This is a genomic window from Streptomyces sp. NPDC052107, assembly GCF_040680215.1.
Lineage (GTDB): Bacteria > Actinomycetota > Actinomycetes > Streptomycetales > Streptomycetaceae > Streptomyces.
Window position 1 is genome coordinate 94,612 of sequence record NZ_JBFAWG010000005.1, and the last position, 22,953, is coordinate 117,564.

A 22,953-nucleotide genomic window follows, 5' to 3' on the forward strand; every position below is an offset into this window, starting at 1 on the left:
GTCATGGCGAGCGCCTGATCAGCCGCGATGCGCGCCTGGAGACACGGTAGTGGATGTGGCCGGGGTCGGGTGCTGGGAATGCGGGATGGGGTTGTCAACCTGGCGAGGTGTGGACCTCGTGGAGACTTCTCAGGTCGAAGCGCTCTCCGGAGGGCGCCCAGTTTTGACCGATTTCGGGAGTAGTTGGCCCCCGGTGAGCCCGTCCGCCAGCAGCCGCGCCGTTTCCTGTGCCAGCCGCCTCGCCCGCCGGGCCTCCGCCCGAAGCTCGTCCACATGGCAGAACGCCCTCCCGTACCGCCGCTGCTCCTCCAGCGGCAGCAGTGGCACGCGCAGCCGGCCCGGGCTGACCGTCAGCACCGTGCTGCCCGTCGACGCGCCGGCGATGTTCTCCTCGGCGCCCAGGAAGCCGGCGAGGAACCAGGCGTCCAGGCGCGCCGGGTCGGGCCGGAACAGGTGGACGTGGTGGCCGAGGAGTGCGCCCGCGTCCTCGTCTCCCGCGACCCGGGCCATCGGGCCGTCCCCGCTCGCGACCGCTCGTACGACGACATCCCCGGCGGTGATCACGGGGGCCGTGTCGCTGCGCAGCTCCGCCGGGTCGCCGGTGGGGCCCGATCCGTGCGCGATGTCCGAACCGGTGAGAACCGCGCGGGCCCCGGACTCGCGGCCCTCGACGTCTTCGCGGCCCCGCGGGCCTTCCGGGAGCGTCCGCAGGACCGTGAGCGCCCCTCCGCGCGCGAGGTCGGACACCGTCGCCGTCCGCCACTCCCGTGCCCCGGCGCCGGCGCTGCTCCACTCCTCCTGACCGGCCGACCGTGCAAGGGACTTCGCGGCCTCGATGAGGCCCCGGCGCGTGGCGTCGAGCCGCGCCGACAGTTCCGCCGGATCAACCTCCACCCGTGACGCCCGTACGAGCCGCGCCGGAGTCAGGTCCACCACGTCGTCCAGCAGGTCCACCACGCCGGCCGCGTGCGCAACGCCCGGCTCGCCCTCGAACGCGTCCGGATCCGCCGTGAACGCCTGCCACGCCTCCAAGGCCCGCGACGTGATCCCGGCCCAGTCCACGGTGGAGGACCGGCTTCCGCCCCGTGCCCGCGTGGTCGCCGGCGTTCCGCCGCGCCCAGCCCCCACCGCCTGCGACTCCGTCGCGGTGTCGACGAACAGCACGGACTTGCGCTCCGGACCGCCCGGCTCGGGCCGCTGCAGCACCCAGATCTGCAGTCCGACGTGCAACGGCGTCGACGCGCCGACCGGCAGCGCGATCACCGCGCGCAGAGCGCCACCGCGCACGAGCTCCGCCCGCACACGACGCCCCGACGCACGGCCGGCCGTGGCCGGAGGAAGGATCACGGCCGCGTACCCGCCGGGCGTCAGGTGGGAGAGCGCATGCTGCACCCACGCCAGCTCCGACTCGGCGCGCGGGGGTACGCCGTACGCCCAGCGCGGGTCGTAGGCCAGCTCGTCGTGACCCCAGTCGCGGACGCCGAACGGCGGGTTGCACAGCACCGCGTCGGCGACCAGGCCGGGGAAGGCGTCCGCGCGGAGACTGTCGGCAGCGCGCACGGTGACCGTTGCCTCCGGGGCCGTCAACATCAGGCTCACGGCGCTCCGCCGAGCCTGCACGGGCAGTGTGTCCTGGCCGTACAGCTCACCCGTGCCCCGGCGGGCTGCGGCCGCCAGGAGGGTGCCGCTGCCGCAGGCCGGGTCCAGTACGCGGGTCGGGACCCCGGGGATCAGGCGGGCGAGCAGGTCCGCGAGCGGCGGCGGAGTCCGATATGCGCCGGACGCGGCGCTGTCCTCCAGCTCCCGCTCCGCGAGAACACCCAGCGCGGCCTGGCCGCCCTCGTTGCGTACACACGCGTAGAGCGCGCGCAGCACAGGGGCGTCGCCCGCCGCGAAACGGACAGGATTCGCGGCCGGTACGGCATCGGCCGCGGCGACCGCGTCGCGCTCGGCGCGGGCGACCAGGTCCGCGTCCGACGCCTGCGCCGCGGCCGTCAGCTCCTCTGCCGAGTGACTGGCGGCCGCGAGGACGAGAAGCAGGAGGTCCGGCGTACTGCCGCTGCTCTGTGCGTGCAGGCGGAGGGTCGTGCGCAGTTCCTCCGACGGGCTCGCCGCCGAGACATGGCCGCGCGAGGCGAGCCAGGCGCGCACTGACTCCAGGTCGTACAGCGGACTGCTGTCCGTGCCGCCGGACGGTGCCGGGAAGTCCTCGTGCCGACGGCGCCAGTTGCTGACCGTGGCGCGCGTGACCCCCGCGATGCGGGAGATCTCGGCGGCGGTCACCTGCGCGGATGACTGGGGCATGGCGAGCGTCCTGGGCCTCTCCGTAGTGAACAGTCAACAACCTACAACACTCGTCAAATCTGTCGACGTGTTTGACGGCGCTTTCAGCGTTGTGCTTTTCTGGTTTTGCTTCCAGGTGGAAGCCGAACGCCGCGGCGAGTGCGTCGTCGCGTCAACTCCGGGGGAGACCCATGCGCCTCACCATGCCGACCGCCGTCGTCGAGGGAACCCAGCTCACCGTCATGCCGTTCCGTGCCGACGCCGTCGTCGGAACGATGTCCGTGCCGACGCTCGTCCAGCTCGTGCCCTCGCCGCGGGCCGAGGAGGATCCGCGCAAGCTGAAGGCCGCCTCCGGACTGGTGCGCCGCCACGCCGAGCTGCGGGCGACCGTGCAGCGCACGCTCAAGTCGTCGCAGAAGGGGAAGAACGTCGGCCCGTACGCCGAGTACATCGCTGCCGGCCTCAAGGGTGAGCTGGGCGCCGCCTGGTCCACGCCCCCGGTCACCCTCTGGCACGCCGGACCGCTCGCCGCGCTCAGCGACGAACTCGTCCCCGGCAGCGGCCTGCGTACCCTCACCGTCGCGCCGGGCACGATGGTCGTCGCCATCGACGGCGAGACCCAGACCACCGCCTGGCACGACCTCTACGACGACCCCGAGACGTACGGCCTGACGTACCCGGAACTGGCCCAGGTGCGCCTGCCGTTCGAGCTGTACATCGACCTCGCCCCCGCCGACGCCCGGCAGATCTTCTACGACCGCAACGTCGAGGGCGTGGCCGTCGCGAAGAACCTGGCCATGTCCATGGACCAGCGAGACTTCGGCACCCGGCTCGCGCACCTGGTCGCCGACTCGGTGCGCGTGGATGTCGACGGGCAGCGCGTTCCCTTCTCGCGGCTCGTGAACACCAGCAAGCGGCAGGTGTCCGCGAGTGACCGCGAGGTCGTCACCCTCTCCGCGCTGCGCGCCCTCGTCGTCACGGCGATCTACGGGCGGAACGGACTCCAGCGGTCCGCCGAGTCGGTGCACGAGGACGAACTGCCGACGGGCTACCGGCCCGACGCGGTGGAGGCCGCCGTCGTGCCGATCCTCGGCCGGCTCATCGGCCGCCATGCCCGCCAGTTCACCGAGCGCAGCGCCATCACCGCGCCTGCCGTCCTCGCCGGGATCGGTATCGCCGCCCACCACACCATGCCGTGGAGCGACTCGGCATCCGCCTTCCGCACGGACGACCTCGTCCGCCTCCTCGATGACATCAACTGGGAGCGCGAGGCGAAGTACTGGGACGGCGTGGCCGCCAAGACCGGCACGTCCGGCCGGCTCAACTTCAGCGGTGGGGTGAAGGACTCGGGCGGTCGGGTCGCCGAGGCCATTCTCTATCCCGCGACCGAGGCGGGACGGAAGATTCGCGGCCTCTGAGCGCGCCGTAGCACGGCGGCCTCCCCGGCCCGCCAGAGGGCGGTCTGCGACGTGGTGACCACCGCGGCACTCGCCCCACTCACGACTCGAACACCTTGCACACCACAGAAACGGAGCACATCCATGACCTTTCAGCAGCCCTCCCCGCAGCCTCACCCCGGCTCGCAGGGCCCCTTCGGCCTCGGTGCGCCCACCGGCCCCGGCGGACAGCCCGGTCGGGACAGCAGACGGTGGCTGAAGTACGGGGCGGTCGGCCTGGTCGCCCTGTTCATCGGAGTCGGTATCGGCAACAGCGGCAGCGCGGCGGACACCGGAAAGAAGACCGCCGATGCCAAGGCTGCACCCCGCCCCACCGTCACCGTTACCGAAACGGCGGAGGCCGCTGCCCCCGAGGCCGCCCCCACCGTCACCAGGACGGTGACCGCCAAGCCGAAGAAGCCGAGGAAGACCAAGGCGCCCGGGCCGGAGACCAGCTTCTCCGGCGAAGGTGAGTACCTCGTCGGCGAGGACATCGCGGCCGGTACCTACAAGACCGCCGGTCCGGACGGCGGGTTCGGCTGTTATTGGGAGCGCGCCAAGGACGCCAGCGGCGAGTTCGGCTCCATCATCGCCAACGACAACCTCGAAGGGCCGGGACGCGTGACGCTGAACAAGGGGGAGTACTTCAAGACCAACCGGTGCAAGGAATGGCAGAGGGTTGGCTGACGCCTGGCGTTCCAGCAAGTGACGAGTGTCACAACAACCAGAACCGGGTCGGACAAGTCGAAGAAGGAGCCGACGCCCGACGTCTGTTCCGGACGCGGCAGAGCGCAACGGCACGAGAAAGGCAGAACGGACAGCATGCCGAAGCGTGCACGACGGGCGGAGGTGCTCGGCGACGAACAGCGGGCGGTCGACCACGCCTACCGTTGTCTGGAGCGCAGCCGGCGTGAGGCTGCCCAGCTGAAGAATGTGGCAGCCTCGGCCAGCGGCAAGGACGCCATCGACGTCGAGCGCGCCTGGCAGCGCGAGCTGGACAGCCTCGACCTGGGCAGGAACTCCCTCGTGTTCATGCGGGCGGACGTCGACGAGGGCACCGGCCGCGAGAGGTACTACATCGGGCGCCGGGCGGTGTTCGACGAGGACCGCAATCCTGCCGTCATCTCCTGGAGCGCTCCGGCCGCCGTCCGATGGCGGCTCACCAGCGAGGACGAACCGGGCGACGTACGGCTGTTGCGGCAGATCGTCTGCGACGAACGCGTCGTCAGGCGCTATTTCGACCTGCACGGAACGGACGGCGGCGACACCGGCCGCGCGGAGCGACCGGTAGAAGAGCATGCTGGCGCACCGGAGGGGACCGCCGCCGTCGGTGACCGCGCCGAGCAGGAGGCCGCCCGCATCGAGGACCCGGCCGAGCCCGACTGGCACGACCCCCTGCTCGACGAACTCGACCGGGCCCGCGACGGCGCCATGCACGACATCGTGGAGACGATCCAGCGCGACCAGCTCCGGCTCGTCACCGAGGAGCCCGGCGGCGTGCTGATCGTCCAGGGAGGTCCTGGCACCGGCAAGACCGCCGTGGGCATGCACCGCGTCAGCTGGCTGCTCGACAACGGGCACATGGCCGCCGACGACATCCTGGTGGTCGGCCCGAGCCGGGGTTTCCTGGAGTACGCCGCGAGCGCCCTGGTGGAGTTGGGCGGCAGCGGCGTGACCATGATCGAGCTGCCCGCGCTGTGGTCGGGCGGCACCGCTCGCCGCGATCCGCACCGGGCCGCCGTCGTCAAGTCCGACGCGCGGATGAGCGTCGTCCTCCGGTGTGCCGTCGACCACCACACCACGACCACCGTCGAGCGCCTCGAAGCGCTCGTCGGCGGTCCCGACTTCTCCTTCGAAGTGCGGCGCCGTGAAGTCGTCGTGCCTGTGTCCGAGCTCGCCGCCCTCGTCGCCGACGCCCTCACGGGCGACAGCCCCTACCGGGTGCGCAGGGAGCGCTGCGTCCAGCAGGTGGTGCAGTACCTCACCGAGGCCTACACCGGTCTGCTGCCCGGCCCCGCCGACACCGACCACTTCAGTGAGATACGCCAACTGCGCCCGGTCACCCGGCTGCTGCGTCGCATAGCACCCGAACTGTCGGGTCGAGACGTGCTGCAGCGGCTCCTTTCCAGCAGCCCGATGATGGCCGCCGCGGCCGACGGGGTTCTGACCGCCGAGGAGCAGACCGTCCTGCTCAGCGACCAGGACAGCCTGGGCCGCACCCGCTTGGCGAGCGAGCCCAGCTTCGAGGACCTGGTCTGCCTCGACGAGTTGGAGTACCTGCTGTCGGGGCGCCCCGAGCGGATCTACGGTCATGTCGTCGTGGACGAGGCGCAGGACCTCACCCCGATGCAGGCGCGGTCCCTCGCCCGTCGCTGCCCCAGTGGCTCCATGACCATCCTGGGAGACCTTGCCCAAGCTACCGGGCCCTTCCCGTACCAGGACTGGGAACTGCTCGGCACCACGCTCACCGGCAGAGGTGGTTGGCGCGTGGCCGAGCTGCTGACGGGGTTCCGCGTGCCCGGCGAGGTCATGGACTACGTACGCCCCCTCGGCGTGCACTGCGCCCCGGGTGTCGGGGTGCCCGACTCCCTACGGCGCACGGGCACCGAGGTGACCGTCGCCCCGGGAGCCGATCCAATGCGGCGGGCGGCCGAGCGCGCCCTGGCTCTCGCGGCGGCACCGGACGTTGCCGCCGCCGGCCGTACCACCGGGGTGATCGTCCCGCAGGCGGCCTCGTGGAAGGAGACGATCGGCGCCGCGGTGGGCGTGCACGCATCGGTGCGCGTGCTCACCGCCGACGAGGCCAAGGGCCTGGAGTTCGACCACGTCGTGGTGGTCGAACCGGCGGCGATCGCCGCCGACGACGTGGCCGGGCCGCGTCGTCTGTACGTGGCACTCACACGGTGCACGCAGTCCCTGACCGTGGTGCACCAGCGGCCCCTGCCGCCCTGGATCGGTGGACCATTGCGCCCCGTGCCCACCCCGAAGCAGTTCATGGCGCAGGTGAGCAGGAGGAAGAGCCCGCACGGCACGTCCGGCCTGTGCACCCGCCACCGGGCCGACGGCACCCGGTGCGACAACGAGACGCGGCAGGCCGACGGGTGGTGCCGGCAGCCCGGGTGCGGAGGGTTCCGCACCCCGCAGCCTGCTCCCGCCGGCAAGGGGGGCTACCTCACGACGCCGAAGGAAGGCGTGACCCCGGCCCAGCTGGAACTGCCGCCGGAGCATGTCGCCGAGATCCGTATCAGCTCGGCCGCGTGTGGTGCCTTCGTGGTCCGGCACCGGGGCAGTCTGGGCGAGGCGGCCGTGGAACTCCACGCCATGCTCGTCCCTTTCCTGGCCCGGGGCCGCCATCTGCGCACCGGCGACGGATGGTTGCTGGACCTCGACGGCTATCGTCTCGTGCTCGACTCCGACGCGCGCGCCGTGACCGCGTACCTGACGGCGCACCCCGAGCGCAGCTACGCGCAGGTGGCGGCAGGTGTTCCTTCGCGCGTCGGACAGCAGGCGCGGGGAACGCGGAGATCCGCTCTCACCGGGCCGGAATCCGATGCCGGGGCACGGCTGGCCGACGACGCGGCTGTGCGCGCGGTGGATGTGGACGACCTGCACGTCACCGAGGACGCCTGCATCGGCTACGAACGACTCGCGCACTCATGGAACCTGCCGGACGAGGAGTTCGTGCGGCGGCTGCGGGAGGACCTGGCTGCCGACCTCGAGACGGGCCGGATCGAGTGGGTGGGGGAGCGCCCGGTCGTCGACGGCGAGCACGGTCAGTGGTGGCTGCGCCCGGACGGCCGGGTCCTGACGGACGTGCGTGACGCCGGAGACGACATTCACCGAAGGGCCGGGGCGGAGCACGCCCACGAAGTAACACCCGAAGGGGAGGACATGACATCGGAGATCAGATCCGATGCCGAGGCCGACGACGCCGTCACGGCACCGACGGACGCCTCCGGCCTCGCCGGTACGGTCGCGGACCGCGAACGTGCGGCCCGTGCGGACCACGCCCACGAGGGCCTGCGGCACCGGCTGCTCGCCGACCTCTACGAGGCCTTCGACGAGGTGGGCGACGACGAGCACGTCGATGCCTGGGCGCACGGCCCCGACGGCCTCACCCTCTTCGACGTGATCGCCGGCGCGGCCCCGACGTACGCACTGATCCGGGAAGCGGCCCTGCACCTGCTGGAGGCCTCCTGCCTGCGCCCGGAGGGCCCGGCGGAGTATCTGGTCGTCGTGCTGCGTGAGCCGCCGGTGCAGCCCTGGGCGGCGGACGCCGCCGACCGGGCACTGAGTGTGGGCCTGGCCTGGCGGGACGGCGCGGGATGGGCCGGCCCCGCCGCGCGCAGGATCCGGCAGGCGGCACCGGACGAGGACGACACGCCGTAGGTCCGGGACAGCGTAGGTGAACGACACCGGGGACGGACCAGTGTGCTGAGTACCCGCCCGGGTAAGCGATGTGAGAGCCGATGAGGAACGAGGAACGGCCGGATCCCGGCCCAGGACTGGACGCGTCCATGACGCGGGCGGAGATGGTGGAGGCCTGGCGCGAGCGGCCCCGGGCGCGTCGGCCCGACCCCGGCTCGCCTCGCCCGGAGACCCCGGAGACGTGGCAGCCGGACGGGTTCGCGCTGCGCAGGTGGCGGAGGGCGGGGGTGTTCGGCGCGGACGCGGTGCGCCGAGTGGAACGGCTGCTGGCCGACCTCCTCGCCGGCCGCACCGATACCGGGGAGATACCCGAGGGGGCCCTGACGACGCTGCGCCAGTGCCTCGACGGCGACCCGGTCGCGCACCTGCCGTCCGCCGTCCGCTCCGTGCTGGAGACCGGTGATCTGGCGGACACCGTGGCCACGATGACCGTGATCCACGCGTGCGGGCTCCCGTGGCTCAGCCCGCCCGGGCAGGCGTGGCTGGAGCACCTCATGGGCTCCGGACCGGCCGTGCTGCCGCGGGAGGTCCGCCCCACCGCGTCCGAGGACGCCTCGGGCGCCTTCGCCACGCAGTACGCCCTGCGCCACGACGAACTCACCACCCTGCCACCAAGTGTGGTCGCCCGCATCCTGCCGTGGGCGCCGCTCGGGACCGTCGACGATCTGATCGACGCCGGCGTGGTCACGCGCGAGCTCGAACCGTGGATCGCGCGGTCCGCCGGAGACGAGCGGGGCTATCTACTGGCCCGCCTCGCACCCGAGCAGGTGGACCCGGACACAGCGCGGGCGATCGGCTGGGAGCAGTACCTGCTGCGGCGGCGGTTCCTCGACGGCGAGGACGTCGGCGGCGCGGAAGGCGACCTGTACGACCTGCTCCAACGCGTCGCCGACGGGGATACCGCCGTCCTCAAGGACCTCGAGTACGTCCTGCCGCGTCCGCTCGTCCTGCGTCTGCGCCGGGTCCAGGACGGAGCGCTCACCGGGAACTGGGAGCCCGACATACTCGCCGACCGGGGGCTGTGGCGGATCATGTCGGCGCTGTGGGAACCGAAGGCGTCGGTCAACCCCGGGCGCAGCGCCTTCCACGCCCTGGCGGCCCTGCGTCACGCCTACGACTGCATCTGCGCCGGCGAGGTCAAAAAGGCCCGGGCCCAGGTGGACAAGCTCCTGGACCACGAGGAGGGCGATCCGTCGCACAGCGTCGAGGCATGGAACATGTCCGCCTATCTGGCGCTGCTGGAGGAGGACCTGGACAGGGCGCTCATCGCGCTCACCCGAATCGCCGGTACCCACCCGAGGGCGGAGCGGAACCTCGATCTCGTCAAGCAGCGGCAGGCCGTTCCCCGCAACGACCGGCCTCATCCGTCCAACCCCTACCTGGAACTCGGCCTGCCCCATCAGTCGACGGTGTGGCGACAGCGGTACCGCGACCTTCGACGGGAGTTCGTGGACGACCGTGACGAGGCCGCTCGGCTCAACAAGGCCATGCGCCGCATCCAGCAGGCCGAGCAGCGCGAGGACTGGTCCGGCTTCTTCGTCCTGCCGCTGGACGAGGAGGTGTTCCGACTTCCGTACGACGTCCCGGGCACGCTGGTGCCCGAGCCGGAACCGATGCCGAGGCGGACGGACCCCAGCGACCCCGACGACGCCGAGACCGTACGACGTCGAGCTGTCGCCGATCTCCTTCCCACCCTTCTCAACGCGCCCCGGCGCCCGGATCACCAGCAGAGGACCACACCATGACGACCACCAATGGGCGCAGGAAGGCGACGGGCCTGAAACAGCGTAAGGAGGCCCGCGCCTGGGAGGCCGAGATGGAACTGCGCACCTACCGGCCCGAACAGCTGCTGAACCCGGCCGAATTGCTCTCCCGCTTCACCGACAGGACGCGTGAACTGCTGGACGAACTGCCGGCGGAACAGCGACCCGGCAGCTCCGAGGTGACCGCAGCGCTGCGCCAGGCGGTGCTCGAGGCCTTCCGCACGCGGGAGGAATACGTGGCACGGCTTGTGGAGACGGACGCCGTTGCCTGTACGACGGAAGTGTCCGCGAAGAACCTGCGCCGAGCCATTCGGGGTTCACTGATCGACTCCGGGATCCGGGTTCTTGAATCGAGCGAGGAACGAGAGCACTTCGTCGTCGTGGAGGGCGAGGGCGACGGCTTCGAGGTCATGCGCCCCGCCTACGTCGACCAGGCCACCGGCAAGCTGGTCCTCGCCGGGCAGTTGCGCCGCGTCCATCTGCCGGGCCGGCGGAACCAGACCAGCACCGACACCACCCAGGACGCTTCCGCGACGGAGGACAAGCCGTGACGGCCACCGGAATCGACTTCGGCACCACCAATTCCGTCGTGGCCCAGTGGCAGGGCGACGACGTCGAGGTGCTGCCGCTCGACGCCCACCACATCGACGCCGACTGGCGCCGCCCCGGATTCGACCTGCTCTTTCCATCCGTCGTGGGCATGAGCTCCCTGCGCAGCGGCCCGCTCTTCGGCTGGGAGGCGAAGCTGCGTTCCGAGGAGGCCGCCGAGGCCTGCAAGCGTCTACTCAAGAGCGACGAGTACGTCAACGTGCAGGGGCGGCGCTTCGCCGCCACCACCGTGGCCGCCGGAGTGTTCACCGCCATGAAGGACGGGGCACACCACAACCTCACCGAGATCGACCGAGCCGTCATCACCGTGCCCGCGAACGCCACCGGCGCCGCCCGCTACCGCACCCGCGCGGCCGCCCGCTTCGCCGGCATCGACGTCCAGGCACTTCTCAACGAGCCGACTGCTGCCGCCATCTCCTACGTCCACGACATGCACGAGAACGAACAGATCCTCGTCTTCGACTGGGGAGGCGGCACCATCGACGTCACCGTCCTGGACTACGAGGACGGCTTCTTCGAGGAACGAGCCTCGCGCGGCGTCACCGAACTCGGCGGACTGGAGATCGACCGGCGGCTGCGCCGACTGGTTCTCGACCGAGCCCCGATGCGACGTGAGTGGACCCCCGCCCAGGAGCGGCAGTTCCGGCTCGACGTCGAGCGCAGCAAGATCCTTCTGTCCTCCCAGCCGTCCGTGAAGATCCGGACTCCGGACGACAAGGAGGTGGAAATCTTCCAGGAGGAACTGGAGGAGGCGATCACCGATCTGGTCGATCGCGCTCTGGGCCCGGTGGAGGAGTGTCTCCGGGACCTGCACATGGCCCCGCTCGACGTGGACGACATCCTCATGATCGGGGGCACCAGCCAGATCCCGAGCGTGCGGGCGGCCGTGGCGGAGGCCCTGCAGATGGAACCCGTGCCCACCGAACTGTGCGATCCGATGACCGCCGTGGCGCGTGGCGCCGCGATCGCCGCGGCCGTCCTCGCCAAGGAGACGCCCGGCGTCATCCAGGTGGCGAACAGCCACGCGCTGGGCACCGTCGTCAAGACGGCGGACGGACGTCGCCGGTTCAGCGAGATCATCCCCCGCAACTCGCCGTTGCCGTGGAGCGAGCGGAAGAGCTACACGCCGACGCGAGACCACGAGCGCAAGCTCACGGTGGAGATTTGGGAAGGAGACCCGGACAAGGAGCTGGCGGACGCGGACAACGTCCAGCTCACCGAGTTGACGCTGAACTATCCGGTGCCACGTGTGCGGGAGGAGTCCCGGTTCGACCTGGAGTACACCTACGACTCGGACGGCCTGCTGCACGTCAAGGCCACCCTGGAACACACGGGTGAGGTCGTCGTCGACGAGGAGGTGAAGAGTTTCGGTTCCGGCGGTCCCACTCCGGAGGTGCGTCAGGAGCTGGACGACCTGCTCAGCGCGACCCCGGTCGCATCGCCGCTGTTCTCCGCGCAGTCCTCCGGCGGCCGGACCGTGCCACCCGCACCGCGTTCGCGAGTGGGTGAGCCGGGGCAGGACGACGAGGTGCACACCCTGGTGGTCGACGGTTCCAACCTTGCGTGGATCGGGCACTCGCCCAGCCGCCCGGGTGTGTACGAGGAGGAGGACCGGCCCAGCTTCGCGCAGTTGCTGAGCGCTCGGGACGCGCTCGCGAAGAAGTTTCCGCACGCCGACATCCACGTCGTCGTGGACGCGACCTTCCGGCACAAGGTCGCGCAGGAGGAGCGGCCTGCGGTCGACGCGGCGCTCAGCAAGGGGGAGGTCATCCAGCCGCCCGCGGGCACGGAGGGCAAGGGCGACGCCCTGGTCGTGGCCATCGCGGACGAATCGGGTGCGGTGGTCGTCACCAACGACAACTACGCCGAACTGCAGAGCCGTCACCCGTGGTTGCGCGAGAGCGGCCGCGTGCTGGGAGCGACGCACACCAAGGGCGTCTGGATCTTCACACCGCGTACGTGCGTCGCGCCGCGGATGAGGAACTGAGGTTCCCGGCCCACAGCGATGTGAATGAACCGGGCACCGTCGGCCCACGTACCACCCAACCGTGGCAGGATCCCCCACCATGAACGCGTCCCCGGCGGTGAAGAGCCTGCGTGCCGCGGTGTTCGCCGCGGTGTGTGTGTTGCTCGCCGCCGCCGGGCACGGGTTCGCCATGGGGGACATGCCGCCGCTGTGGGCCGACGCGGCCGGTTTCCTCGTGGTCTTCGTGCTCGGCTGGGCACTCGGCAAACGTGAGCGGTCGCTGCCCGGCATCGGTGCGGCCATGCTGCTCACGCAGGCCGGACTGCACCTCGGCTTCGACGCCGCCCACCCCACCACAGGGCGCTCGGCCATGCCCGGCCACACCATGTCCGCGATGCACATGCACGCGACGGCCGTCACGCAGGCCCATGCAGCCGCGCCACCACACCTCACCGCCCCCGCCGCCCACCTCCTCGCCGCGCTCGCCGCCTCCTGGTGGCTGCGGCGGGGAGAGGCCGCGTTGTGGTCGTTGCTGCGCCGGGCCGGCACGCTCGTGCCCGGTCTCGTCGCCTGGTGGCGCGACACCCCGCTGCCCGACCCCGTCGACCACGCCCCGCGCGTCCCGACGGCCCCCCGACCACCTCGCCTGACCCTCCTGCGCCACGCCGTCAGCAGACGCGGACCCCCTGTCCCGATCCCGTACTCGCTCCGACCCTGAACACCACGTCATCCGTACGGAGATCGACTCACCCATGTCCGCATCCGCATCACGTCCCACCACGCGCCGCGCCGGCACCGTCATCGCCCTCGCCGCCGGCACCGTCCTGCTCGCCGCCGGTGCCGCCTCCGCGCACGTCACCGTCCATCCCGAGAGCTATGCCAAGGGAGCGACCGACGGTGTGCTGACCTTCCGCGTGCCCAATGAGGAGGACACGGCCTTCACCACCAAGGTGCAGGTCTTCCTCCCCACCGACCACCCCGTGCTCGGCGTGCTCGTGCACCCGCAGGACGGCTGGACCGCCAAGGTCACCACCACCAAACTCAAGACACCGGTGAAGACCGACGACGGCACCATCACCGAGGCCGCCTCCGAGATCACCTTCAGCGGCGGGAAGATCGGCGCCGGGCAGTACGAGGACTTCGACGTCGCCTTCGGTCAGCTGCCGGACGACACCAGTCAGTTGGTGTTCAAGACCCTGCAGACCTACTCCGACGGCAAGGTGGCGCGCTGGATCGAGGAGTCGGCCGGCGGTGACGAGCCGGAGAACCCGGCCCCCGTGCTGAAGCTGACCGCCGGTGGCGCGTCCGCCGCGCCCGCGCCCGACAGGACCGCTGCCGTCAGCACCGCCAAGGCCGCCGACGCGAGCGACTCCACGGCCCGTGGGCTCGGCGTCGCCGGGCTGGTCGTCGGTGTCCTCGGCCTCGCGGCCGCCGCGTTCGCACTCGTACGGAGCCGGGGCGCGCGGTCGTAACCGGCGAGGGCACGAGGAAGGGCCCCGGACCGGCAACCGGTCCGGGGCCCTTCCCGATGCCAGGGGCCGTCGCTCAGCGCCCCACCAGCTCCAACACCTTCCCCCCGGCCGCCGCCTCCACGGTGATGCGCGAGGTGCGCCACAGCCACCGCACATCCCGGCCGAAGGACCACAGCAGTGAGCCCAGGGCAAGGGCCACGATCGTGAGGTTCGCCAGGTGCGGGAGGAGCTCGGCGCCGGCCAGGAGCAGGGCCATGCCCTGGACCGCGGCGACGGTCTTGCGGGCGAAGGACGGCGGCAGGGGGGCGTTCAGCCAGGGGGCCAGACGGGCCGCGGCGACGAAGGCGTACCGCATCCCGCCGATCAGCAGCACCCACGGGCCGAGCTGGGTGGAGACGTAGACGCTCAGCACCAGGATCAGGAACGCGTCGACCTCCATGTCGAAGCGCGCGCCGAGTGCCGTGGAGGTGCCGGTGCGGCGGGCCACCTTGCCGTCCACCCCGTCCAGCAGCAGCGCCACGGCGGTCAGGCCGACCAGCAGCGTCACCGGCGGCGCGCTCTCGAAGGAGTCCGCCACCAGCGCGGTCACGCCGCCCACCAGGGTCGCCCGGCCGAGCGTCACGCGGTTCGCGGGGCCGAAGGAGCGCAGGCAGGAGCGGTGCAGGGCGCGTGCCAGCACCGCCCAGGTGGCGAACGCGAACGCCAGGCCCGTCAGCCAGCCGGCCGGCCCCATGCCTATCGCCGTTCCGAGCAGGGCCAGCAGCAGGAGCTGTATACCCGCTCCCACAGCGGTCTCATGCTGGGGCCTGGCGTCATACGTGTTGTTCAGGGCCACCGCACACCCTCCGGCCGAGTGACAGAGTCGATCAACGCCGCGTACTGTGCGCGGCCTGTGCACTTCTCGGTACGTGAACAACTTCCCTACTGTTCAGGAGGATGCCGATGAACCGCTCGGCCCGCGCGTTCTGGCTTCGCTCACCGGGCCACGGCGAGCTGCGTGACATCACCCTCGCGGAGCCCGCCGAGGACGAGGTCGTGGTGCGCGCCCTGTATTCCGGGGTGAGCCGTGGCACGGAGACGCTCGTGTTCCGTGGCGGCGTGCCGGAGAGCCAACACGCCGTGATGCGTGCGCCGTTCCAGGAGGGCGACTTCCCGGGTCCGGTGAAGTACGGCTACCTCAGTGTCGGCCAGGTGGAGGTGGGGCCGGATGCGCTGATCGGGCGAACGGTCTTCTGTCTGTATCCGCATCAGAGTCGTTACGTCGTTCCGGTGAATTCCGTGACCGTCGTACCGGAGAAGGTTCCCGCCGAGCGGGCCGTACTCGCCGGCACGGTGGAGACCGCCGTGAACGCCCTGTGGGACGCGGCGCCGCTGATCGGCGACCGGATCGCGGTGGTCGGCGGTGGCATGGTCGGCTGCTCGGTGGCCGCCCTGCTGGCCCGCTTCCCCGGTGTCCGGCTGCAGCTGGTCGACGCCGACCCGGCCCGCGCCAAGACCGCCGAGGCGCTCGGCGTGGACTTCGCGACGCCCGACTCCGCGCTCGACGACTGCGACCTCGTCGTGCACGCCAGCGCCACCGAGGCCGGTCTCACCCGCGCGCTGCAACTCCTCGCTCCCGAGGGTACGGTGGTGGAACTGAGCTGGTACGGCGACCGGCGCGTCGCCCTGCCGCTCGGCGAGGCCTTCCACTCCCGCCGGCTCACCGTGCGCGGCAGCCAGGTCGGCACCGTCTCCCCGGCCGCCCGCGCCGGACGCGGTTACGCCGACCGGATGGCGCTCGCCCTCGACCTGCTCGCCGACCCGGCCCTGGACGCGCTCATCACCGGGGAGAGCGCTTTCGAACAACTCCCGGACGTCATGCCCAAGCTCGCCTCGGGCGAGATCCCGGCCCTGTGCCACCGGATCCGGTACGCCGAGACGGGCCTGACCTGAGAAAAGAGTGAGAGAGAGCTGAACACGGGGAACCGAAGAGCCGTACTACACGGCATCCCCCGACGGGTAAGGACAGGGGGACCAGACGCGTCGTACCTGGGAGGGTCGTCCGTTGTTCAGCATCACCGTCCGCGATCACATCATGATCGCCCACAGCTTCCACGGCGAGGTGTTCGGGCCCGCGCAGCGACTGCACGGCGCCACGTTCCTGGTGGACGCCACCTTCCGCCGCGAGCAGCTGGACGAGGACAACATCGTGGTCGACATCGGCCTGGCCACGCAGGAACTGCGCCTCATCACCGCCGAGCTGAACTACCGCAACCTCGACGACGAACCCGAGTTCGCCGGCGTCAACACCTCCACCGAGTTCCTCGCCAAGGTCATCGCCGACCGGCTCGCCGAACGCGTCCACAAGGGCGTGCTGGGCGAGGGCGCCAAGGGCCTCGCGGGCATCTCCGTCACCCTGCACGAGTCGCACATCGCCTGGGCGAGTTACGAGCGTGGCCTGTGACCGGGGCGACCACGGAGCGGGCACGGCTGTCCTACGTCCCGGCGCAGGCCACAGCCGTCGCCGTCGAGAAGGCCGGAATCATCCCCATGTCCCTGCGCACCGTGCACTTCGTCCTGCCGGGCGGCATCGACGACCCGGCCGCGCCCAGCGGCGGCAACGCCTACGACCGCCGGGTCTGCCTGGACCTGCCCGGCTTCGGCTGGCAGGTCACCCGGCACACCGCGTCCGGCACTTGGCCGTGCCCCGACCAGGCCGCCCGCGACCACCTGGCCCGCACCCTGAGGGACCTGCCGGACGACGCGGTGGTGCTGCTGGACGGGCTCGTCGCCTGCGGCGTCCCGGACGTCGTCACCCCGCACGCCGACCGGCTGCGCCTCGCAGTGCTCGTCCACCTCCCGCTCGGCGACGAGACGGGCCTCGACCCGGCCGTCGCCGCCGACCTCGACGCGCGCGAACGCGCCGTGCTGCGTGCCGCGCCCGCCGTCATCGCCACCAGCGACTGGGCCGTACGGCGGCTCGTCTCCCATCACGGACTCGGCCCCGAACGGGTGCATGTCGCCGCGCCCGGCGCCGACATCGCGCCCCTCGCGCCCGGCACCGACGGCGTCTCCCGGCTGCTGTGCGTGGCCGCCGTCACCCCGCGCAAGGGCCAGCACCGGCTCGTGGAGGCGCTCGCGGCGGTACGGGACCTGCCGTGGACCTGTGAACTCGTCGGCGGACTCGGCCACGACCGCGCGTACGTCGCACAGTTGCGCGAGACGATCGCCCGGTACGGCCTCGCCGACCGGCTGCACCTGACCGGCCCGCGCACCGGCGCCGACCTCGACGCCACCTACGCCGCCGCCGACCTGATGGTCCTCACCTCCTACGCCGAGACCTACGGCATGGCGGTCACCGAGGCTCTCGCCCGCGGCATCCCGGTCCTCGCCACCGACGTGGGCGGGCTGCCGGAGGCGGTCGGCCGCGCCCCCGACGGCGGGGTGCCCGGCATCCTCGTCCCGCCGGAGGACCCCGCCGCGCTCGCCGCCGAACTGCGCGGCTGGTTCGGCGAGCCCGACGTACGCCGCCGGCTCAAGTCCGCCGCCCGCGGCCGCCGCGCCGCGCTCGACGGCTGGGCCACCACCGCCCGCAGCCTGGCCGGAGTCCTCGCACGGCTCCCCGAAGCCCCGAGGAGGGCGGCATGACAGCGCCGGAGACCACGACGAACGGCATGGCGTCGATCCCGGCCCAGACAGGACCGAGGACGGTGGCGCCGATGCGCGGCGAGGGCGAGAGGGAGCCGGTGCGGGAGAACGGTCGCGAGGAGGCCGGTGTCCCGGGTGACGTGATGAGTCCGGGGGCCTCCGGTGCGGGGGAGGGCGGCGGTGCCGCCCGGGCGGCGGACGGTGCCGGGGACTCCGGCGGTGCCGCCGACGACGGGCAGCGTGGCGCGGACGCCTCGGTCGTCGCCGGGGCCGGGCCCGTCGGCCGTTCCGGTGAGCGGGCCACCGTACGGCTGCGCCACGGCGAGCCCGAGGAACCGCCCCGGTACGCGCCCGAATGGCTGCGGTTGCGGGAAGGGGCCGACGCTGCCGCCCGCGCGCAGGACCTGCTGGACCCCTTGCGGATCCGGCTGGCGAACCTGCCGGGCCACACCGGCGCACTCGCCGTGCACGACCTGGGCTGCGGCACCGGCTCGATGAGCCGCTGGCTCGCGCCCCGCCTGGACGGACCCCAGCACTGGGTCCTGCACGACCGCGACCCCTACCTGCTGCACTTCGCCGCGGTGGGCTCACCGCGCTCCGCCGCCGACGGCAACAACGTCACCGTCGAGACCCGGCGCGGCGACGTCGCCCGGCTGACGCCGGAGGGGCTGGCCGGGGCCTCGCTGGTCACCGCCTCGGCGCTGCTCGACGTGCTCACCCGCGAGGAGGTCGTCACCCTCGTCGACGCCTGCTCCGGGGCCGGCTGCCCCGCGCTGCTCACCCTGTCGGTCGCCGGGCGCGTCGAACTCGCCCCGGCCGACCCGCTGGACGCGGAGATCGCCGAGGCGTTCAACGCCCATCAGCGGCGCGGCGGGCTGCTCGGCCCGGACGCCGTCACCGTGGCCTGCGAGGCGTTCGCCGCGCGCGGGGCCGCCGTACGCGTGCATCCGAGCCCCTGGCGGCTCGGCCCCGAGGAGTCGGCGCTGACCGAGCAGTGGTTGCGCGGCTGGGTGGGTGCGGCCGTGGAGCAGCGGCCCGAACTGCGCGACCGCGCGGAGCGGTATCTGCGGGACCGGCTCGCCGCCTGCGCGGCCGGTGAGCTGCGGGTCGTGGTGCACCACAGCGACCTGCTGGCCCTGCCCCGGCCGACGGGCGGCGCGTCATGAGCTCGCGGCCGGCCGCGAGGGAGTCCGGGCACCGGGCCGCCGGAACCGGCACCCACGCGTGGGTGCGCGAGGCGGATACGGGTCAGGCGTGCACGCGTGCCTACGACGGTGGCCCGGCCGACGTGTGCCTGTACGGCGCCGGCACGATTCATGCGGGCGTGGGGAGTGTGGCCACGGCGGAGGCGACCATCCGAGAGACCGGCACCCGGGTTCCGGAACTCCCGCCCTCGCCTCCCGAACCGACGCCCTCTTTCCCGGAGTCGACGCACTCCCTCTCCGACCGGCCGTCCGCGGAGCCCGCGCCCGAGCCCGCGCCGCCCCCCGCGCCCCGGCGCCCCCGCTTCCGCGCGCTGCGTACGCACTTCGGCACCGTCGCCGGTGCGGTCATCCTCGGTGCGCTGCTGTGGCGGCTGGGCACGGGCGTGCTCGTCGACGGGCTGCGGCGGATCGACGCCGCGACGGTGCTGGCCGCGCTGGGCATCGGCGTGGTCACCACCGTACTCAGTGCCTGGCGCTGGCAGTTGGTGGCCCGAGGCCTGCGCATCCGGCTGCCCCTGGGCCCCGCCGTCGCCGACTACTACCGGGCGCTGTTCCTGAACGCGGCGCTCCCCGGCGGGATCCTGGGCGATGTGCACCGGGCGGTCCGGCACGGACAGAGCGCCGGCGACCTGCGGCGCGGGGTGAAGGCCGTCGTACTGGAACGCGTCGCCGGGCAGATCGCGCTGGCCGTGCTCGCCGCGGCGGTGCTGCCGACGCTGCCGTCCCCGGTGCGCGCCGAGGCCCGCGACTTCGCCCCGCTGGTCGCCCTCGCGGCGGCCGGCGTGCTCGCCGTCGGCCTCGCCGTGCGCATGAACCGGGCGTCCTCCCGCCGGGCCGGGGGCCTGCGCGGCGCCCTCGGCGAGGCGCGCCAGGGCCTGTTCTCCCGCCGGGGCGGGCCGGGCATCGCGCTGTCCTCGGCCGTGGTCCTGGCCGGGCACGTGGCGATGTTCTTCGTGGCGGCCCGGGTCGCCGGCTCCGCCGCCTCGTTCGTGGACCTCGTCCCGCTCGCGATTCTCGCCCTGGTCGCCATGGGGCTGCCGCTGAACGTCGGCGGTTTCGGGCCCCGCGAGGGCGCCACCGCCTGGGCGTTCGGTGCCGCGGGGCTCGGCGCGAGCACCGGAGTCGCCGTCGCCGTCGTCTACGGCGTGCTGAGCTTCGTGGCGAGCCTGCCCGGCGCCGTCGTCCTCGTCGTGCGCTGGTACGCCGGTCTGCGCGCCGCTCCCGCCACGACGGATCCCGCCCCGGACTCCGGCACGGCCGTGGCGGACGGTCCGCGGCCCGCGCCGCACCCCGCGACCGCGGACGACGCCGCGTCCGCGCATGACCCAGCGCCCGGACAGGACTCCGCCCCCGCGAGGGACTACCCGCGCCCCGCCCCGGACGTGAGCAACGCGAAATACGTCTCGAAGGATTCCGTGAGGCTTGCCAGCAGTTCCTTCCCCTTTTCCGCCGAGCCCAGGGAAGGACGGCCGATGACGCCCGATTCGGTATAGGCGGACATTCCCACGGTGAGCAGATGACGACGGTCGTCAGCGGTGAAATCGGCGGACTCGTAACCAGGGCGGACGAATTCGGGATGAGCGTGCAGCAGAATCGAGGTCTCGATTTCTCCCGCGTGCATGTCGGTGAGCAGCGAGGTGCGCACCCCCGCCCGTTCCCTCGCCGTCTCCCAGTCCTCGGCGGCCGGGAACAAGGCCATCCGCTCACCCCGCGCGGAGGCCTCCTGGACGACGTTGCCCAGAACGTAGTTGCCGCCGTGCCCGTTGACCACGACGAGCGCGTCGACGCCCGAGCGGCGCAGCGACGCCGCGATGTCCGAGACCACCGCATGGAGGGTCACGGCGGAGATGCTGACGGTCCCCGGCCAGTCCACGTGCTCGTGCGAGCAGGAGACCGTCACCGGAGGAAGGAGGTGCACCGGGTACGCGGCGGCGATCTCCCGCGCCACGGCACAGGCGACGAGCGTGTCGGTCGCCAGCGGAAGGAACGGACCGTGCTGTTCGAAACTGCCTACGGGAAGGACGGCGACCTGTGTTGAAACGCCCGCCCCCCGCGTCCGTACCACTTCGGTGGTGTCCGCCGGCATCACGCCGTACGCCACGCTGTTTGTCCCCCCACACACCGCCGTACGCGCGCCCGAACCATTCATCGTTTCACGGCCTTTCGTCTCTGCTTAGGAATCAGATCATGACAGAAAACACCGGCGTCAACATGGGCGTACTCGGCAAGAAGGCCCCGCGGCGTTCGGGCGCGGAACGCGTCGTGAATGCACCGCTGCCCACCGTGTACGGGAAATTCCAGGCGATCGGCTACCTGGACCACGACCGCGGTGACGAGCAAGTGGCCCTGGTGTACGGCGACATCGGCACCGAGAACGTGCTGACGCGGCTGCACTCCGAATGCCTGACCGGGGACGCGTTCGGCTCCCGGCACTGCGAGTGCGGCGACCAGCTGGAGGCCGCGCTGCGCGCCGTCGTCGCCGAAGGCAGCGGGATCGTCGTGTACTTGAGAGGTCACGAGGGCCGCGGCATCGGACTGCTCGCCAAGTTGCGCGCGATGGCCCTGCAGGCGGAGGGGCTGGACACGGTGGAGGCGAACCTCGCGCTCGGCCTGCCCGTCGATGCCCGCGACTACGGCATCGCGGCGGAGATACTGCACGACCTCGGGGTGCGCTCGGTGCGCCTGATGTCCAACAACCCGCGCAAGCGGGAGGCGCTGGTCCGGCACGGCATCCAGGTCGCCGAGCAGGTGCCGCTGCTGATCGAGCCGTGCGAGAGCAACATCACGTATCTGCGTACCAAGCGGGAGCGGCTGGACCACATCCTGCCCCATCTGGACGCCGTCGCCCAGGGCTCCTGAGGCCGGCCGTCCCGGCGTCCGCCGCCTCCCCCACGGGCGGCGGGCGCCCGGCGGTCAGTTCACCAGCGCGTCGTGCACCAGCCGCCGCAGCTCCGGGAAGATCTTCAGGGTCTTCGGGCGTACCTGCGTCATGAACTGGACCGCCAACTCATGCCCCGGATCGACCCAGAACGCGGTCGTGGCCACGCCGGTCCAGCCGTACGTGCCGAGGCTGGAGGGGGCCAGGGTGCGGGACGGGTCGGTCACCACCGACACGTTGAAGCCGAAGCCGAGCCCGTCGTTGCCGGGCTCCTGGTGGACGGGCGCGCCGAAGGACCGCAACGTCGCGTCGCCGGGCAGCTGGTTGCGGGTCATCATGCCGACGCTGTCCGCGGACAGCAGCCGCACGCCGTCCAGTTCGCCGCCCCGGCGCAGCATCTCCATGAACCGGTGGAAGTCGTACGCCGAGGAGACCAGGCCGCCGCTGCCGGACAGGAACCTCGGCCGGCCGTGCACCGGCAGCCCCGGCACCGGCTCGATCCCGCCCTCCTCCGTCTCGCCGTACAACTCGGCCAGCCTGACCGCCTGTTCGGGATCGATGTGGAAGCCGGTGTCGGTCATGCCGAGCGGGCGCAGGATCCGCTCGGTGAAGAACGCGTCCAGCGGCTGCCCGGACACCACCTCGATGACACGGCCCAGCACGTTCGACGCCACCGAGTAGTTCCACTGGGTGCCCGGGTCGAACTGCAACGGCATCCGCGCGTACACCTCGACCGTCTCCGCCAGATCGGCGCCCGGCGGCACCGAGTACTCCAGGCCGGACTCCCGGTAGCGGGCGTCGACGGGGTGCCGATAGTAGAAACCGAAGGTCAGGCCGGCGGTGTGGGTGAGCAGATGCCGGATCAGGATCGGACCGGCGGCCGGGCGGGTGCGCAACTCGGCGCCCGAACCGCCGTCGTACACACGCGGGTTGGCGAACGCCGGCAGATGGCGTTCGAGCGGGTCGTCCAGGGAGAGCCCGCCCTCCTCCACCAGCAGGAGCACCGCGACCGCGGTGACCGGCTTGGTCATGGAGTAGATCCGCCACAGCGTGTCCGCCTCGACCGGCAGCCCGGCCGCGACATCGCGCCGGCCGTACCTGGTGAGGTGCGCGACCCGGCCGCCGCGCGACACGGCCACCAGAAAGCCGGGCAGCCGCCCCTCGTCGACGAAGTGCGCGACATGCCGGTCCAGGCGGTCCAGCGCCTTGACGTCCAGCCCCGCCTCGCCCGGGTCGACTTCCTGCCGCAGCCGTGCCATTGCTCTCCTCCCGCCGCCTGGTACGCG

The 22,953-nt window shown here is 72.2% G+C and carries 17 protein-coding genes and 1 pseudogene; 14 read left to right on the plus strand and 4 right to left on the minus strand.

Going from position 1 to position 22,953, the window contains the following annotated elements; genetic code table 11:
* Positions 1 to 129: 129 nt before the first annotated feature.
* Positions 130 to 2,304, minus strand: coding sequence for an N-6 DNA methylase (locus AB0M27_RS07305; RefSeq protein ID WP_365718858.1), 2,175 nt, complete (start codon positions 2,302 to 2,304; stop codon positions 130 to 132).
* A 170-nt stretch (positions 2,305 to 2,474) separates the two neighbouring features.
* On the opposite strand from AB0M27_RS07305, the gene AB0M27_RS07310 reads away from it, so the two are divergent.
* From AB0M27_RS07310 to AB0M27_RS07345, 8 genes are all read left to right on the plus strand, one after another.
* The gene (locus AB0M27_RS07310; protein WP_365718860.1) at positions 2,475 to 3,701 is read left to right on the plus strand and encodes a DNA sulfur modification protein DndB; all 1,227 of its coding nucleotides are present in this window, start codon (positions 2,475 to 2,477) and stop codon (positions 3,699 to 3,701) included.
* A gap of 123 nt (positions 3,702 to 3,824) precedes the next feature.
* Positions 3,825 to 4,406, plus strand: coding sequence for a hypothetical protein (locus tag AB0M27_RS07315; RefSeq protein ID WP_365718862.1), 582 nt, complete (start codon positions 3,825 to 3,827; stop codon positions 4,404 to 4,406).
* A gap of 135 nt (positions 4,407 to 4,541) precedes the next feature.
* The gene (locus AB0M27_RS07320; protein WP_365718864.1) at positions 4,542 to 8,108 is read left to right on the plus strand and encodes a UvrD-helicase domain-containing protein; all 3,567 of its coding nucleotides are present in this window, start codon (positions 4,542 to 4,544) and stop codon (positions 8,106 to 8,108) included.
* Between the two features lie 80 nt (positions 8,109 to 8,188).
* Positions 8,189 to 9,892: a hypothetical protein gene (locus AB0M27_RS07325; protein ID WP_365718866.1), complete on the plus strand. Its 1,704-nt coding sequence runs from the start codon at positions 8,189 to 8,191 to the stop codon at positions 9,890 to 9,892.
* A complete protein-coding gene (locus AB0M27_RS07330; RefSeq protein ID WP_365718868.1) occupies positions 9,889 to 10,461 on the plus strand; it encodes a hypothetical protein in 573 nt (190 codons plus the stop codon). The genes AB0M27_RS07325 and AB0M27_RS07330 overlap by 4 nt, the downstream gene beginning before the upstream one ends.
* Positions 10,458 to 12,506 carry an Hsp70 family protein gene (locus tag AB0M27_RS07335; protein ID WP_365718870.1) on the plus strand — a complete coding sequence of 683 codons (2,049 nt, stop codon included), beginning with the start codon at positions 10,458 to 10,460 and terminating at the stop codon, positions 12,504 to 12,506. The genes AB0M27_RS07330 and AB0M27_RS07335 overlap by 4 nt, the downstream gene beginning before the upstream one ends.
* A gap of 79 nt (positions 12,507 to 12,585) precedes the next feature.
* Positions 12,586 to 13,203, plus strand: a complete 618-nt coding sequence (locus AB0M27_RS07340) for a hypothetical protein (RefSeq protein ID WP_365718872.1) — start codon at positions 12,586 to 12,588, stop codon at positions 13,201 to 13,203.
* Positions 13,204 to 13,237: 34 nt separating this feature from the next.
* The gene (locus tag AB0M27_RS07345; protein WP_365718874.1) at positions 13,238 to 13,957 is read left to right on the plus strand and encodes a YcnI family protein; all 720 of its coding nucleotides are present in this window, start codon (positions 13,238 to 13,240) and stop codon (positions 13,955 to 13,957) included.
* Positions 13,958 to 14,030: 73 nt separating this feature from the next.
* Here AB0M27_RS07345 and AB0M27_RS07350 read toward each other — a convergent pair whose 3' ends face one another.
* Positions 14,031 to 14,792, minus strand: a complete 762-nt coding sequence (locus tag AB0M27_RS07350) for a CDP-alcohol phosphatidyltransferase family protein (protein ID WP_365718876.1) — start codon at positions 14,790 to 14,792, stop codon at positions 14,031 to 14,033.
* Between the two features lie 107 nt (positions 14,793 to 14,899).
* On the opposite strand from AB0M27_RS07350, the gene AB0M27_RS07355 reads away from it, so the two are divergent.
* The 5 genes and pseudogenes from AB0M27_RS07355 to AB0M27_RS07375 form a co-directional block, all read left to right on the plus strand.
* Entirely contained in the window at positions 14,900 to 15,889 is a 990-nt protein-coding gene (locus AB0M27_RS07355) for a zinc-binding alcohol dehydrogenase (protein WP_365718878.1), read from the plus strand.
* Between the two features lie 112 nt (positions 15,890 to 16,001).
* Complete coding sequence (locus tag AB0M27_RS07360; RefSeq protein ID WP_365718880.1) at positions 16,002 to 16,400, plus strand: 6-carboxytetrahydropterin synthase; 399 nt, start codon at positions 16,002 to 16,004, stop codon at positions 16,398 to 16,400.
* Positions 16,397 to 17,584: a glycosyltransferase family 4 protein gene (locus tag AB0M27_RS07365; protein ID WP_365718882.1), complete on the plus strand. Its 1,188-nt coding sequence runs from the start codon at positions 16,397 to 16,399 to the stop codon at positions 17,582 to 17,584. Before AB0M27_RS07360 ends, AB0M27_RS07365 begins: the two co-directional genes overlap by 4 nt.
* The gene (locus AB0M27_RS07370) at positions 17,581 to 18,750 is read left to right on the plus strand and encodes a class I SAM-dependent methyltransferase (RefSeq protein ID WP_365718884.1); all 1,170 of its coding nucleotides are present in this window, start codon (positions 17,581 to 17,583) and stop codon (positions 18,748 to 18,750) included. Before AB0M27_RS07365 ends, AB0M27_RS07370 begins: the two co-directional genes overlap by 4 nt.
* A pseudogene (locus AB0M27_RS07375) lies at positions 18,747 to 19,904 on the plus strand (lysylphosphatidylglycerol synthase transmembrane domain-containing protein); the annotation flags it as partial. The gene AB0M27_RS07370 and the pseudogene AB0M27_RS07375, both read left to right, overlap by 4 nt.
* A gap of 245 nt (positions 19,905 to 20,149) precedes the next feature.
* On the opposite strand, the gene AB0M27_RS07380 reads toward AB0M27_RS07375, so the two are convergent.
* A complete protein-coding gene (locus AB0M27_RS07380) occupies positions 20,150 to 20,938 on the minus strand; it encodes a creatininase family protein (protein WP_365718886.1) in 789 nt (262 codons plus the stop codon).
* A gap of 38 nt (positions 20,939 to 20,976) precedes the next feature.
* On the opposite strand from AB0M27_RS07380, the gene ribA reads away from it, so the two are divergent.
* Positions 20,977 to 21,648, plus strand: a complete 672-nt coding sequence (ribA, locus tag AB0M27_RS07385) for a GTP cyclohydrolase II (RefSeq protein ID WP_365718888.1) — start codon at positions 20,977 to 20,979, stop codon at positions 21,646 to 21,648.
* Positions 21,649 to 21,702: 54 nt separating this feature from the next.
* On the opposite strand, the gene AB0M27_RS07390 is transcribed toward ribA, so the two are convergent.
* The gene (locus AB0M27_RS07390) at positions 21,703 to 22,926 is read right to left on the minus strand and encodes a serine hydrolase domain-containing protein (protein WP_365718889.1); all 1,224 of its coding nucleotides are present in this window, start codon (positions 22,924 to 22,926) and stop codon (positions 21,703 to 21,705) included.
* Between the last annotated feature and the right edge of the window lie 27 nt (positions 22,927 to 22,953).